Source organism: Alteripontixanthobacter muriae (assembly GCF_013336795.1).
Taxonomy (GTDB): Bacteria; Pseudomonadota; Alphaproteobacteria; order Sphingomonadales; family Sphingomonadaceae; genus Pseudopontixanthobacter; species Pseudopontixanthobacter muriae.
The window spans coordinates 24235-38723 of sequence record NZ_JAAFZT010000015.1; the positions used below are offsets into that span (position 1 = coordinate 24235).

15 protein-coding genes and 1 tRNA gene are annotated in these 14489 nt (G+C 61.4%); 1 reads left to right on the forward strand and 15 read right to left on the reverse strand.

Annotation, left to right across the window (positions count from 1 at the left end; all coding sequences use genetic code 11):
• Positions 1–12: 12 nt before the first annotated feature.
• From G7A66_RS04605 to G7A66_RS04635, 7 genes are all read right to left on the reverse strand, one after another.
• A complete protein-coding gene (locus G7A66_RS04605; RefSeq protein ID WP_174294538.1) occupies positions 13–543 on the reverse strand; it encodes a DsbE family thiol:disulfide interchange protein in 531 nt (176 codons plus the stop codon).
• Positions 540–2492, reverse strand: coding sequence for a heme lyase CcmF/NrfE family subunit (locus G7A66_RS04610; RefSeq protein ID WP_174294539.1), 1953 nt, complete (start codon positions 2490–2492; stop codon positions 540–542). The genes G7A66_RS04605 and G7A66_RS04610 overlap by 4 nt, the downstream gene beginning before the upstream one ends.
• Positions 2489–2971: a cytochrome c maturation protein CcmE gene (gene ccmE / locus G7A66_RS04615; protein ID WP_174294540.1), complete on the reverse strand. Its 483-nt coding sequence runs from the start codon at positions 2969–2971 to the stop codon at positions 2489–2491. Before ccmE ends, G7A66_RS04610 begins: the two co-directional genes overlap by 4 nt.
• Positions 2968–3108: a hypothetical protein gene (locus G7A66_RS04620; RefSeq protein WP_174294541.1), complete on the reverse strand. Its 141-nt coding sequence runs from the start codon at positions 3106–3108 to the stop codon at positions 2968–2970. Before G7A66_RS04620 ends, ccmE begins: the two co-directional genes overlap by 4 nt.
• Complete coding sequence (gene ccmC / locus G7A66_RS04625) at positions 3108–3869, reverse strand: heme ABC transporter permease CcmC (RefSeq protein ID WP_174294542.1); 762 nt, start codon at positions 3867–3869, stop codon at positions 3108–3110. The genes G7A66_RS04620 and ccmC overlap by 1 nt, the downstream gene beginning before the upstream one ends.
• A gap of 109 nt (positions 3870–3978) precedes the next feature.
• Positions 3979–5043 carry a Leu/Phe/Val dehydrogenase gene (locus G7A66_RS04630; protein WP_174294543.1) on the reverse strand — a complete coding sequence of 355 codons (1065 nt, stop codon included), beginning with the start codon at positions 5041–5043 and terminating at the stop codon, positions 3979–3981.
• Positions 5044–5097: 54 nt separating this feature from the next.
• Positions 5098–5174: transfer RNA gene (locus G7A66_RS04635), tRNA-His, on the reverse strand.
• A gap of 192 nt (positions 5175–5366) precedes the next feature.
• Here G7A66_RS04635 and G7A66_RS04640 point away from each other — a divergent pair.
• The gene (locus tag G7A66_RS04640; protein WP_174294544.1) at positions 5367–5999 is read left to right on the forward strand and encodes a prolyl hydroxylase family protein; all 633 of its coding nucleotides are present in this window, start codon (positions 5367–5369) and stop codon (positions 5997–5999) included.
• 354 nt (positions 6000–6353) lie between these two features.
• Here G7A66_RS04640 and rpmE read toward each other — a convergent pair whose 3' ends face one another.
• The 8 genes from rpmE to uppS all read right to left on the reverse strand — a co-directional run bounded on the left by rpmE (position 6354) and on the right by uppS (position 14480).
• Entirely contained in the window at positions 6354–6581 is a 228-nt protein-coding gene (gene rpmE / locus G7A66_RS04645) for a 50S ribosomal protein L31 (protein WP_170002942.1), read from the reverse strand.
• A gap of 113 nt (positions 6582–6694) precedes the next feature.
• On the reverse strand, positions 6695–7168 hold the full coding sequence (gene fabZ, locus G7A66_RS04650; RefSeq protein WP_174294545.1) for a 3-hydroxyacyl-ACP dehydratase FabZ: 474 nt from the start codon (positions 7166–7168) through the stop codon (positions 6695–6697).
• A 33-nt stretch (positions 7169–7201) separates the two neighbouring features.
• Positions 7202–7879 carry an OmpH family outer membrane protein gene (locus tag G7A66_RS04655; RefSeq protein WP_174294546.1) on the reverse strand — a complete coding sequence of 226 codons (678 nt, stop codon included), beginning with the start codon at positions 7877–7879 and terminating at the stop codon, positions 7202–7204.
• Positions 7879–10572, reverse strand: a complete 2694-nt coding sequence (gene bamA / locus G7A66_RS04660; protein WP_174294547.1) for an outer membrane protein assembly factor BamA — start codon at positions 10570–10572, stop codon at positions 7879–7881. Before bamA ends, G7A66_RS04655 begins: the two co-directional genes overlap by 1 nt.
• A gap of 189 nt (positions 10573–10761) precedes the next feature.
• The gene (rseP, locus tag G7A66_RS04665; RefSeq protein WP_232366643.1) at positions 10762–11877 is read right to left on the reverse strand and encodes an RIP metalloprotease RseP; all 1116 of its coding nucleotides are present in this window, start codon (positions 11875–11877) and stop codon (positions 10762–10764) included.
• A 2-nt stretch (positions 11878–11879) separates the two neighbouring features.
• Positions 11880–13037: a 1-deoxy-D-xylulose-5-phosphate reductoisomerase gene (locus tag G7A66_RS04670; protein ID WP_174294548.1), complete on the reverse strand. Its 1158-nt coding sequence runs from the start codon at positions 13035–13037 to the stop codon at positions 11880–11882.
• The gene (locus G7A66_RS04675) at positions 13037–13807 is read right to left on the reverse strand and encodes a phosphatidate cytidylyltransferase (protein ID WP_232366644.1); all 771 of its coding nucleotides are present in this window, start codon (positions 13805–13807) and stop codon (positions 13037–13039) included. Before G7A66_RS04675 ends, G7A66_RS04670 begins: the two co-directional genes overlap by 1 nt.
• Positions 13794–14480, reverse strand: coding sequence for a polyprenyl diphosphate synthase (gene uppS, locus G7A66_RS04680; RefSeq protein WP_174294549.1), 687 nt, complete (start codon positions 14478–14480; stop codon positions 13794–13796). Before uppS ends, G7A66_RS04675 begins: the two co-directional genes overlap by 14 nt.
• Positions 14481–14489: the final 9 nt, after the last annotated feature.

The window sequence follows — 14489 nt, forward strand, 5'->3', positions numbered from 1 at the left end:
AAAAGCGGGCAATCACAGCCCTGCTTTCCGCAGTTCGGCCATCAGAACCGGAACGTCGCGCTCCATGATATCGCCCAGATGCTGATAGCGAATGACGCCGTCGCCATCGATGACGAAGGTTTCCGGCACTCCCGACGATCCGATCTTCAGCTGCAGTTGCGACATCCGGTCGCTTGCGACCGCAGAATACGGATCGCCGTAATCGGCAAGAAACTTCGCGATATTCTCGGGCGTATCGTTGATGGCTACGCCAACAATATCCGCACCCTGCCGCTGAAGTTCGGACAATTGCGGCGCCTCTGCGATACAGGGTACGCACCAGCTTGCCCATACATTCAGCAGCCGCGGTGTTCCGTCGCGGAAATCCGCCTGGGTCAACTCTTCACCCTCACTGCTCGCAGCAGGAAGGGCAAATGCCGGCAGAGGCTGACCGATCATCGCGCTGCGCACGAAATCGTCCCTGGGCTGCTGCATCTTTACAGCCGCCAGTGCGACGAAGCCAGCGAGGCCAAGCAACGCGATGATGATGACGAGGCGCTTCATGCAGCCGCGGCTCTCTCGGCAATACGGCGCTCCGTATGCCGGCGCTTCCAGTCGCCCTGCAGGCGCCCGATCAGCGCGAGCAATCCGCCAAGCCCGATCAGGATACCGCCATACCAGATGAAGGTGACGAACGGTTTCCACCACAGCCGCACCTGCCAGCGATCATCATCGCCCTGGCTACCCATCACGGCGTAGAGCTGCCCGTTCCAGCGCGTCAACAACGCACTTTCCGTGGTCTGCTGCACAGGCGACCAGAAGGTACGTGACTGCGGAGCGACCTTGATCGGGTCCTGCTCGCCATAGCGCGCCAGCATCGTTCCCTCGATCGCCGTCCAGTTCGGCCCTGCGCGTGGACGCACATCGGTCAGATCGACAGTCCAGGGGCCGACCTGCGTCTGGTCACCGGCGTTCAGCGCAGCGAGCTTCTCGACCGACCAGGCCGCCTCGCTCGACATTCCGAACAGGGCGACCGCGATGCCGAAGTGGCTGATCACCATACCCCACACATTCAGCGGAACGCGCAACAGATTGCGCCCGCGCAGCGGCAGGAAGCTGCCGACAGCAAGCCCGGCAGCAAGGCCAACGCCGAGAAGGGGCAGAATGCCCGAATAGCCCACCATCAACGACAGTATGATCGCGGGAATTACCATGACGATAAGGAACACTGCCGGTTTCTGTATCCGCTCTAGGCGGTCACGCCGCCAGCGTAGTAGCGGGCCAACGGCCATGACAGCCAGCATCGGCATCACGAATATTGCCCCCACAGGGTTAAAGTACGGCGGCCCGACGGAAACGCGGAATCCGAGCGCCTCGGTAAGGATCGGATAGAGCGTGCCTAGAAGCACAATCCCGAGAATGGCGCTGAGCAGCACGTTGTTCACCACCAGAGCGCCCTCGCGGCTGGTGACGGCGAAACGCTCCCCCTCGGTCACGGTCTGCACTCGCAGGGCGAAGAGCAGCAGCGCGCCGCCGACATACAGCGCCAGCAAAGCAAGGATGAAGGTGCCGCGTTCCGGATCGACGGCAAAGGCGTGAACGCTGGTAAGAATGCCCGATCGCACCAGGAAGGTGCCGAGCATACTCATGGAAAAGGCCACGACGCTCAGCATGATCGTCCATGCCCGCAAGGCATCGCGCGAGGCCAGCACGCTGACCGAATGCAGCAGCGCGGTTGCCGCCAGCCACGGCATGAGCGAAGCGTTCTCCACCGGATCCCAGAACCACCAGCCGCCCCAGCCAAGTTCGTAATAGGCCCAATAGCTGCCTGCGGTGATGCCGAGTGTCAGGAATATCCAGGCGCCAAGCACCCACGGCCGCATGGCGCGGGCAAAATCCGGCCCGACCTGCCGCGTGACCAGCGCTCCGACGGCGAAGCTGAAAGCAACCGAGAGGCCGACATAGCCGAAATACAAGGTAGGCGGATGCAGCGCGAGGCCGATGTCCTGGAGCAAGGGGTTCAGCCCCATCCCCTCCGCCGCAGGTTGCGCCAGGCGGGCGAACGGGTTGGAACTGAACAACAGGAAGGCATAGAAACCCAGTCCGACAAAAGCCTGCGCAGATAATGTGGCGAGCAGCGTCGGTTCCGGCAGGCGCCTTTCCGCCAGCCCGATTAGTCCTCCGGCCAGGGCCATGACCGTGATCCAAAGCAGCATGGACCCTTCGTGATTGCCCCACGTACCTGCCAGCTTGAAGATCATGGGCTTGTCGGAATGCGAATTGGCGGCGACCAGCGCGACTGAAAGATCGGTGCGGGCAAACAGCCACATCAGCATCAGGAATGCGAAAGAAACCAGAAGGCCCTGCAGGATCGCCACTGGACGAACCAGCGCGGACAGGATCGCGCCAGTATCGCTGGTGCCGCTGCGCAGCGCCAGAACACCCGTCGCCAGTTGCAGCAAGGCTAGTGCGGCTGCCAGCCACAATGCAGCAAGGCCGAGTTCGGCAATCATTGCGTAATCGCCCGCCCCGCTGCGGCTTCCGTCTCTGCAACGACTTCTCGCTTCTGCATGGCGGTCATCTCTTCCAGTTCGCGCGGGACGTAGTTTTCGTCATGCTTGGCTAGGAGGTTGTCCGCGATGAAAGTGCCTTCCGGGCCGAGCCGGCCTTCTGCGACCACACCTGATCCTTCTACGAACAGATCGGGCACGATCCCGGTGAAGCGTACCGGAACCTGCGCATCGCCATCGCCTACGATGAACGCGACGGTCACGCCGTCCGGCAGTCGCTCAAGCGATCCCTCGCGCACCATGCCGCCCAGGCGCACGGCCCGGCCGGTTTCCGGCGGTTCGGACACGAACTGGCTCGGCACGTAGAAGTAGCTCGCCTGATTGCGCAAGGCATAGGCTGCCACCAGGGCCGCCACCATCAACGCGATCAGCGACACCACGATTAGGACCAGGCGCTGATGCTTGGGTTTGAGAGCGTTCATTTCCGCCTTGTCGCGGCGCGTTTCGCTTCGGCCCGGCGCATCGCTAGCCAGCTATGCGCCGCCAGCAGCAGCGTGGCGAATATGCCGATTGCATAAGCGGCCAACACGAATTGCCATTGATCCAGCCCTTCGCGCATCAGGCAGTGCCCTGCAGGGAAGCCTGATGTGAATGATTGCCGCCACTCGTCGCGACCTTCCTGCGAAAGCGGGCCTCAGCCTGCATGTCGGCCAGGACGGTTCGCATGCGTGCCAGCACGATACCGCCCATCAACAACGAAAATCCTGCAGTCGCCAGCAGCAAGGGAACGAGGAACTGGCTATCGATCGTAGAATTGCCCATCGTGATGCTCGGCGGCTGATGCAGCGAATTCCACCAGACGACCGAACGATTGATGATCGGGATATTGACCGCACCAACGAGGCCGAAGATCGCTGGTATGCGAGCCGAGGCCCCTTCACGCGCCACTGCCTGAGCAAGGGCGATATAACCCAGATAAAGGAAAGCCAGCACCAGCATGCTGGTGAGACGCCCGTCCCAAACCCACCAGGTCCCCCAAGTGGGCCGGCCCCAGATCGAGCCAGTGACGAGGCAGATGACGGTAAAAACCAGACCCGGCAAAGCTACGGCACGGGCGGCGATGTCAGCCAGCGGATGGCGCCAGACGAGATAAACGAGGCTGGCGATCGCAAGTGCCGTCCACCCGCCCATCCCGAGCCATGCGGCGGGTACGTGGATGAACATGATCCGGACCGTTTCCCCCATCAACCTGTCGGGCGGAACCGCAAACAGACCCCAGGCAAGCGCAATCGCTGCCAGCAGCAGACCGCTCAGCATAAACAGCGGTGTCAGCCAGCGTGCGAGCGACAGGAAGCGCTTGGGATTGGCGAAGCCATGCATATCGATTTTCCAGGGCCAGCCTTTGGCAGGAAGATGCCCGTTCTGCAAGCAAAGCCTGCGATGATCAGCGCCTCGTCAGCCTCGTGAACCCAGCACGGATCCGCCGCTTTTACCGTCCGATGAGGCGCTGGGCCATCCGGTCCGATACGATGTCGGGCGACACTCCGGTCCGGTCGCTTTCCTGCCAGATTTCCTTCAGCCGAACGGGTATTTGCCCGATGCGCTTGCGAACTTCGTTGATGTCGCTCGGCTGCCCGTGTTCACGCGCCAGATATTCCAGCGTGACCGAAATGATACCGCCCGCATTGATGACATAGTCGGGAGCATAGAGGATGCCGCGTTCGAAGAGCTTCGCGCCATGTTCCTCGCGCGCAAGCTGGTTGTTCGCGCCGCCAGCGACGATGGTCGTTTCGAGGCGTGCGATGCCGTCGTCGTCCAGAATGGCGCCGAGCGCATTGGGACTGAACACGTCGCATTGAACGCCCATGATCGCGTCGGTGGCAACTACTTCGCCACCGACTTCGCGGGCGAGCGCGGCAGCCCGTTCCGCATTTACATCAGCCAGCGTCAACCTTGCCCCGTCTTTCGCCAGCAGCCGTGCAACGCCGCCCCCCACACTGCCGGTGCCCTGAATGGCAACATGGACGCCCGACAGATCGCTGCGGCCCAGCTTGTGCTCTACCGCAGCACGAATGCCGTGATAAATTCCCATGGCGGTGAAAGGGCCAGGATCGCCGCCCGCGTCGCCGGCCCCGTCGACGGGCAAGCCGGACACGTAACGAGTCCGGCGGGCGACTGCGACCATGTCCTGTTCGCTGATGCCGACATCTTCAGCCGTCACATAACGGCCACCGAGGTTCTGGACGGCATCGCCGAAGGCGGCAAGCATCCCGGGCGTCTTTTCGCGGGACTCATCCGCCAGGATCACGGCCTTGCCGCCACCCATGGGTAGCCCGGCCATAGCGTTCTTGTAGCTCATCCCGCGGCTGAGGCGCAGGGCGTCGCGCATGGCTGCGCGCGGTTCGGCATAATGCCAGAAGCGGGTACCACCGGCAGCAGGGCCGAGATGGGTGGAATGAATGGCGATGATGGCTGTCAGGCCCGAGGCCATGTCCCGCACGAGCTGGACTTGCTCGTGATCGTCGAAATCCACTTCGGTCCAGAAGGCCGTCATCGCAATATCCCGTTGCACGAGGAGCAGTAATTTCCTGATACGAAGCGGGAAAAATGGGGCGATCGAGGGGTCTTGAACCCCCGACCTCCGGTACCACAAACCGGCGCTCTAACCAACTGAGCTACGATCGCCACACGATGCCGCGCATCTTCGGATGGGCGGGCTTTACGGCGGATCACCACCCGGTCAAGGGGTAGTAGCCACCGGGCGGACCCTCTTGCACAAACATGGTAATCTTGGAAGGGAAAAATGCCATAACGCTTTTTACGCGCAATATTGTTTCAGGCTTGCGGCAGGCGATCCGCGCTCTATCCTGAAAGACGATGTTATCGCCCGGCGAATCTTCAGTGGCACGTCTGACCGCGCATGCCGGAATGCAGCGAGTTCCGACAGATAAACTCGAACTGCTGCAATTGCGCGATTTCCTCGCTCCTGACATCTGCGAAAGCCTGGTTGCGCTGATCGACCGGGACCGGCGACCATCCACGATTGCCGACGACAATGGCGACAGCGCCTTCCGCACGAGTGAAACCTGCGATCTGCCGAAAGACGATGCCGCGGTGATCGCCCTCGAAGCCGCGTTGACCGACCTGTCCGGGATCGACCCTGCTCATGGCGAACCTGTTCAGGGCCAGCGCTATGCCGTTGGTCAGGAATTCAAAGCGCACACCGACTATTTCAAACCCGAAGGTCCGGACTACCACCGCTTCTGTTCGGTTGCCGGGCAGCGAAGCTGGACCTTCATGGTGTACCTGAACAATGTGGAGGCCGGGGGCGGCACGCGGTTCAGGAGCATTCGCAAGACGATCGCTCCCGAACAGGGCAAGCTACTGTGCTGGAACAACCGCCGGCCCGACGGGAGCGGCAATTCGCACACGATGCATCACGGAATGAAGGTGCGGCGCGGCACCAAATATATCATTACCAAATGGTACCGCGAACGGCCTTGGATTTGAGTGCCAGCCCTGGCCTGATTGTAATCTATCGCTGGCGGATCGGAGTCAAACATCTCGGCGATTTTCGCCTGACCTGGGCAGCAGCGACCCGAGACCTTGCACCCCTCGACTCGATGGGATCGCTATTGGCACAGGCGCAGGACGGCATATACCATGCCATCGCTTTATGGCCTGACCGCGAGACGAGAGACGCAGCTTTCGCTCGACTGCAAAGCGGGTACGCGTGGCCGCCGATCGAAACGCTTGAACCGATCATTCTCGATACAGTTCAAGATCTGTGGCGGATACATGAAAAGGGCGGCCCCGTCGGACCGCCCTCCTAAACGGTCTTGCGACCGCTTATCTCTTGAACGCTTACTTCTTGCCGAGCGAAAGCCCACCGAAGCGCTTGTTGAACTGGGCAACGCGGCCGCCTTCCTGAAGCTGCTGCTTGCCGCCGGTCCACGCCGGATGGCTGGTCGGGTCGATGTCGAGCGTGAGCGTATCGCCTTCCTTGCCCCAGGTGGAACGGGTCTGGAATTCGGTGCCATCGGTCATCTTGACGGTGATGGTGTGATAATCTGGGTGCGTTTCGGCCTTCATGGCGTAGTCTCCGTGCATGGGACCGGTTCCGACCGGGCCCGCAAATATCGGGTGTGGGCAATTGCCCGGGAAAGCCGCGCGCCTAGCGGGAGCGGCAGTGGATTACAAGCGCTTTAGGCGCCCTCTTCCGGTGCATCGGCAATCATGGCGGTGAACTGCACGTCGCATGTCACCTTGCCTTCAACCTCGGCCTTGCCCCAGAATTTGCAAACGCGCGCGCGCTGCTGGACGAACCCGGCCTTCAGGTCCAGCAGGCAGCCCGGCTCCACCGGAGCACGAAACTTGGCCTCGCTGATCGCCATGAAATAAACGAGCTTGCCACTACCGGCGAGTTCAAGTGTTTCCACCGCCAGAATTCCGGCGGCCTGCGCCAAGGCCTCGATCTGCAGCACGCCCGGCATTATCGGGCGACCGGGAAAATGCCCCTGAAAATATTCTTCGTTGAAACTCACCGCCTTGATGGCGTGAATTTCCTCACTTTTGACCAGGCTTTTCACCCTGTCGACCAGAAGCATGGGATAGCGATGCGGCAGGGCGGCAAGCACCTTCTTGATGTCGTAACAGACAACCGGTTCGGTATCGCTCATCACCCTGCCCCTTCGCTATCCGTGTGTATGCTATCAGCGGCCGGTGGGCTGCTGGGGTGCGGGCGCGGCAGCGGGCTGCGCCTGCTGGGCCGCTGCGGCTGCCTGCTGTTCGCGAATTTCACGCGGTAGCCAGCCCTGCGGCGGCACGAGCTGCGCGCTGGGCAGCAGGGTGTTGAGCTCCGTCAGCACATCCTGCGTGATGTTCAGCGGAGCAGCGGCATAGAGGACCCCGCCCTGACCCGCCTCGATGACGAGATCGATGCGCTTCTTCGTCGCGGCCTGCTGTATCGCCCTGTCGAGCTGTTCCTCGATCTGTTCCTGAACATATGCGCGGCTGAGAGCCACCGGCTGAAGGATCGTCTGCAATTCACGCTGCCCGGCAGCTTCGATCTGCTGAATCTGCGCCGCCTGCTGCTGCAGCGCCTGCTGCCCTGCGTTGCTCTGCTGCGCCGCCTGGAACTGCGTGTAAAGCGGCTGAAGCTGGGCGGCGAGCTGCTGCTGGCGCTGCGTCGCCTGCTGGATCTGAGCGGCATAGGTGGTCTGGCGCTGCTGCTCCGCAGTCTGCAGAGCGTTCGAGCGCGCGATGATGGCGTTCAGGTTTACGACGCCTAAGCCCTGTGCCTGCTGGGCAGCGGCGGGTACGGCAGCGATCGGTGCGGATGCGGTCAGGATCAGCCCAGCCATCATCAGAGGCTTGAGAAAGGTTTTCATCAGAATTGCGTCCCTACGTTGAAGGTCAAGAGTTTGGTGTCATCGCCGTCCTGCGTCAGCAGGGCCTTGGCGAGATCGATGCGGAACGGGCCGAAAGGCGAGTTCCAGTTGACGCCGATGCCCACGGACAGGCGCGGGCTGGCAGAATCACCCACGAAGATTTCGCGGAAAGGGGTGGCCACCTGCTGAAGGGCAGGATCGAGAGGATTGCCTGCAGCATCGTTCGGAGTAGCGACAAGCGTGCTATTCGGGCCGAGATACAGCAGTTCACCGTCAGCATTACGCAACTGTCTGCTGATCCCATCCGGGAAGGGAGCGTTCAGCAGTTCCGGCTGGCGCACGTTGAAAAGGGCACCGACATCCATGAAGACAGACGGACGCAGGCCGAGTTCGCTGGCACCAGAGCCGAGAGGTATCTCAAGTTCCGCTCGGCCGAGGTAATAAACAGTACCGCCGATCGGATCATCCCGTTGGCCGTCCTGGTCGGTTAGGATAATCGGTTCGCCGTCTTCACCGGCAACGATCGGCTGCCTCACTACGCGCGGCCCCACGCCCCGGATGTCGAAACCCCGAAATTGCGGTTCGCCAAGGAAAAAGCGGTCGGTCAGGCGAACGTCATCTGCACCGGGCCGGTTTTCAAGGCCGCGGATTGCACCGCCTTCACCCGTAAGCGAGAAAATGAAGCCATTGCCGAGGTTGAAGTATTGCGCCGCCTTGCCGCGCAGGCGCAGATATTCGACTGACCCGCCAAGGCCTGCATATTCCGCGGAAATCGACATGCTGCGACCCCTCGTAGGTCGGAATGTGTTGTCGAGCTGATTGAGAGAAAGTGTCAGGCCGAGGATGGAGCTGGTCCGCTCGCCCAGGGCATCGCACAGATAGCGCGATGCCTGAAAAGGATCGCAAGTCGCTATGCCGTCGCCGTCCAGGTCTGAGAAAAATTGTGATTCGTCGATCGAAACATCTTCGAAGTTCAAGGTATAGCTGCCTACCATCGAGATATATTCGGTGAGCGGCACACCTGCGCGCACTGTAAAGCCAGTGGTCGACTGTTCGTAACGCGAGATTCGATTGTTGAAGCTGGGGCTGTTCAGGTCGCGGCGGTAGATGTCGATACCGGCGGAAATGTTCCGGTCAAACACATAGGGTTCGGAAAAGCTGAGACCGAAAGAGCGCGAAAAGCGTGAATAGTTCGCGCTCAGACCGATTGTCTGCCCCCGCCCGCGGAAGTTCCGCTCTCGGATCGAGGCGGCGAGAATGAAGCTCTCGATCGAGGAGAAGCCAGCCGAAAGCTGCAATTCACCCGTAGGCTGGTCTTCGACATTGGCTTCGAGGATGATCTGATCGGGCGTCGAACCCTCTCGTTGGGTGACCTCGAAATTTTCCTGGAAGAAACCGAGCGACTTAATGCGGTTGCTGGTGCGGCGAACGGCCAGCGAATTGAATGCATCGCCTTCCGCCAGGCGGAATTCGCGGCGCACCACCTTGTCCTGAGTGAGCGTGTTGCCGTTCACGTCGATCCGTTCGACATAGACGCGCGGCGCTTCGCTGATGACGAAGGTGACATCCATCGTCAGATCTTCGCGGTTGCGGCGGAACTGCGGCTGCACGTCGGCGAAAGCATAGCCGAAGGTTCCGGCCAACTCGGTAAATTGCTCTACGGTGTCCTCGACCGTCTTGGCGTTGTACCAGTCGCCTTCCTTGATCTGCAGGCTGCGGGTCAGGCCTTCGCTGTCGAAATCGCGCAACTGACTATCGACCTCGACATCGCCGAAGCGATAGCGTTCGCCTTCCTCGACCACATAGGTGATGATGAAGTCGCGATTGTCGGGCGTGAGCTCCGCAACAGCCGAAACGACCCGGAAATCGGCGTAACCTTGCGTGAGGTAGAACTTGCGCAAATTCTGCTGGTCGAAAGCGAGCCGGTCAGGGTCGTAGCTGGTGTTGGAACTCAGGAAGCTGGTCAGACGGGCCTGCTTGGTGACCATCTCGCCGCGCAGGTCGCTGTCGGAGAATTCCTCGTTGCCAATGATGTTGATCTGGCGGACCTTGCTTTTCGGCCCTTCGGTGATCTCATAGACGATATCGACCCGGTTCTGCGCCAATTGCACCATCTGCGGTTCGACCGTGGCGGCGAACCGGCCCTGGCGCTTGTACAGTTCGAGGATGCGAGCCACGTCTGCGCGAACCTTGGAACGCGTGAAGATCTGGCGCGGCGCAAGGCGGATTTCGGGAAGGATCTTGTCGTCCTTAAGCCGCTTGTTGCCTTCCAGGATGATCCGGTTGATGACGGGATTTTCAGTGACCTCGATCACCACCGCGCCATTGTTGTTGCGGATCGTGAAGTCGGAGAACAGTTCGGTCGCCGCCAGATCCTTCAGCGCCTGGTCGGCTGCCTGCTGGGTGTATTCCTGGCCCGGGCGCAGCTTGATATAGCTGAGGATTGTCTGCGGCTCCAGCCGCTCGGCACCCTGCACGGCAATCGTGCGGATGATCTCGTTCTGCGCCATCGGCGAAGGCGTTGCGGGTTGAACGGTCTGCGCTGCGGGCATCGCCAGCTGGGCGTCCGCGGGGTCGGGCTGATCCCCCGTGTCCTGCGCCAGCGCCGCAACCGGCATTCCGGCGAGCATGGTCCCGCCGAGCAATGCAAGAGCTAGCCGCTTACCGGCAACGAAATTTTCTGCGCCGGTCATAGTCCGTCCAATCATCGACAAGGGTGATCCCGTCCAATAAAAATTCTGCGCCCCCTTCGTTGAAAAGGGTCGGCTCCGCCCCCCGGCGAAACCCGTCCGCGCCCCCTGCCCGATGCAGCCGGGCCAATCAAGCGATTGCCACCCACTGCACTCCGTAGCGTTGCACCCGCACTGCCGATGAAGCGCCTGTCAAATGCCGAAAATCGGCAGCGAGACTATGTCGTTGATGGTAACGAAGACCATCAACGCCAGCACCAGCGCGACACCGCCGCGATAGGCATATTCGATGCCGCGCGGCCCGATGGGCCTGCGGCGGATTGCTTCGACAGCGTAGAACGCAAGGTGCCCGCCATCGAGCGCCGGAATTGGCAGCAGGTTAATGAATGCCAAGTTAATTGAGATCAGCGCTGCGAATTCAATGAAGGGCAGCGCCCCCTGCGACAATTTCTCACCGGAATATTTGGCGATCTTGATCGGGCCGCCAAGTTCACGCACAGACCGTTCGCCCACGAAGATCTGGCGAATACCTTCCACCATCATCTGCACAAGCCGAATATTCGATTCGGCAGCAAGGCCGATTGCCTGCACCGGGCCCACATCCTCGAATTCGAGATGATCGCCCTGCACGCCCAACAACCCGATCCGGCCCTGATTGCCATACTGATCGGTAAAGGTGTAATCCTGCGTGACGAGCGGAACAGAAAGCCGTTCGCCGCTGCGCTCGACAACCAGTTCCATCGGCTGTCCGGGGTGCAGCATCACCGCATCACGCACCTCCATGAAATCATCGACGGCATTGCCATCGATGGCGACAATCCGGTCGCCTTCGCGAATTCCGGCCTCTCGCGCCACGGACTCCTCGGCAAAACCCGTCACGAGCGGTGGGGTCACCGGATTGCCGTAGGCCATGAAGAACCCGGCGAAGATCGCCACCGCGACGATGATGTTCGTCAGCGGACCGGCAAGGACGATCAGCGCACGTTGCCACAATGGGGCATGGGGGAAGCTGCCCTCGCGTTCCTCCGCGCTTGCATGCGCCCGTTCACCGGCATCGGGAATGCTGGCGGGATTCATATCGCCCTTGAACTGGACATAGCCGCCCAGCGGCAGGGCCGACAATCTCCAGCGCGTTCCTCGCTTGTCGGTAAACCCCGCCAGTTCCTTGCCGAAACCGACGGAAAATGCCTTGGCTTTCACACCGAACAGGCGCCCCATCAGGTAATGACCGAATTCATGCACGGTGACCAACGGGCCAAGCAGCAGCAGAAACCCGAGAGCGTAAATCCAGAATGGAGGGGATTCCAAGATCAGTCCTGTTCCAGCAAGGCAGCGGCGCGGCGGCGGCCTTCCGCATCTGCGGCCAGCACGTCGTCCAGCGTCTGTGGAGTGGCGATGCGCAGCGCATCGAGTGTCTCCGCCACCAGTGGCGCGATGCGGGTGAATGCAATCTGACCGGCAAGAAATGCCGCCACGGCGATCTCGTTAGCCGCATTCAGAACCGCGGGCGCCGCGCCCCCTTCCTGCACCGCTTCCCGGGCGAGGCGGGTAGCAGGGAAGCGTTCCTCGTCCGGCGCGAAGAACGACAGTTCGCCTATGGCGGCTAGGTCAAGCCGCGTGCAGGGGGTCTCCATGCGGCGCGGCCAGGCAAGGCACGAGGCGATCGGCACCCGCATGTCGGGCGGCCCTAGCTGCGCCAGCGTCGACCCGTCGCGATATTCTACCATGGAGTGGATGACGCTCTGCGGATGGACAAGAATGCGGATGCGTTCCAGTCCAACCGGGAACAGATGGTGCGCCTCGATAAATTCAAGACCCTTGTTCATCATGGTCGCGGAATCGACGCTGATCTTTGCGCCCATATCCCAATTCGGATGGGCCACAGCCTGAGCCGGCGTGACCTTCGCCAGTTCCTCGGCACTGAACACGCGCAAAGGCCCGCCGCTCGCGGTAAGCGTGATTGTTCGCACCTGGTCGAGTGCATTGCCGGCAAGACACTGGAATATTGCGTTATGTTCCGAGTCCACGGGCAGGAGAGTCGCACCGCTGCGCTCGACCGCAGCCATCATCACCGCGCCCGCAGAGACAAGCGCTTCCTTGTTCGCCAGGGCAATCGTGCCGCCCTCTCTGATCGCCGCCATTGTCGGGGCAAGTCCGGCGCAACCGACGATAGCGGCAAGTGTCAGATCGGCCGGCCGGGAGGCGGCTTCGCACAGCGCCTGCTGTCCGCCTGCCGCTTCCACCCCGCTGCCGCCCAGGGCGTCGCGCAAGGCCGGCAGGTGCGCCTCACCGCCCACGACAGCGATCTCTGCACCGAATTCCCTGGCCAGCGCTGCCAGTTCGTCGGCGCTTGAATTGGCGGTAAGCGCCACGACCCGCCATTGATCGCGATTGCGGCGGACGAGATCCAGCGCCGATGCACCCACAGAGCCGGTCGCGCCGAGGATCGAGATGCTGCGCACAGCCATCAGTTAGCTGCCAGGCTTGCGATTGCCGACACGGCAAGGGCTACGGGCAGCATGCCGTCAACGCGATCGAAGAAGCCGCCGTGGCCCGGAATGAGATTGCTACTGTCCTTGCGCCCTGCCCGGCGTTTGAGCCAGCTTTCAAAGAAGTCGCCAACCTGGGCTAGTATCGCAAGAACTCCGCCAAACAATGCGACGAGCAACAGGCTGCTGAAGCTTTCAGATATGCCGAGCGCGAATGGGGGGCCGATTGCAGTTTCCGGATCGTTCATGAACAGCACCCACACGATCACCCAGGCAGCGGCAGCCAATATCCCGCCGCACAGGCCTGCCCATGTCTTCGAAGGACTGATGGACGGTGCGATTTTAGGACCGCCGATTGCGCGCCCCATGAAGTAGGCACCGGTATCCGTGGCGATAGTGGCGCCGATGACCAGAACCAGCAGGAAATTGCCCGCACCGGCCAGAACGAGAGCAGCTATGCCGATATAGATCGCTCCGGCGAGAGTCGCCAAAACGCGCGTCGGCCAACTGTTCGTCATGCGCGAAATGAGAAAGGCAAATTCGCAGAAAGTGGCGAATGCAACCGCGAGGATGAAGGCATCCAGCCATATGCCGCCAAGCCACAATGCGACGGCAGTGATCACCAGCATCACGATTGCAGACGCAAGGCGCTTCGGAAGGTCGGATGTCCGCACCGCGAAGGGAACGGTCATGTACCGCTTCAGGCGGTCGCGCTTGCGCTCGACGCTTACGAAATCATCGCCCGCCATATCGACGCTCCCTGGACGAGAATTGATCGAGCGCGGCGCTCAGGTGATCCGGAGTGAAGTCCGGCCACAGCACTTCGGTGAAGATCATTTCCGCATAGGCGCATTGCCACAGCAGGAAGTTGGACAGACGAACCTCTCCGCTGGTGCGAATGAGCAAGTCAAGCGGCGGCAAATCCGCCGTGTCGAGGTTGGCTGAAATCGCTTCCGCGGTAATGCTGCCCTCTGCCGCAGCGGCAGTAGCCGCCCGGGCGATTTCCTGCTGCGATCCGTAATTCAAAGCGACAGCAAGGATGTGCGAACCATTCCTGGTCTTGTCGAGAGCGTCTTCAAGCATCTCGACAATGTCCGGCGCCAAGGCCCTGTAATCGCCGATTATTTTCAAACGAACATCGTTCGCAATGAATTCCGGAAGATCGCTGCGGATGAAGCGACGCATCAACTGCATGAGGTCACTGACCTCATCCTCCGGCCGCTTCCAGTTTTCGGACGAAAAGGCGTAGAGAGTGAGGCATTCGATGCCCATCCCCTTGACCGCCCGGACGAGATTGCGAACCGCTTCGACGCCGCGCCGGTGGCCCATGGCACGCGGAAGGGCACGCTGCCGCGCCCAGCGGCCATTGCCATCCATGATGATCGCGACGTGCCGCGCGCGGCTGTCGCTGTCCTCGCCCATTATGTCTGT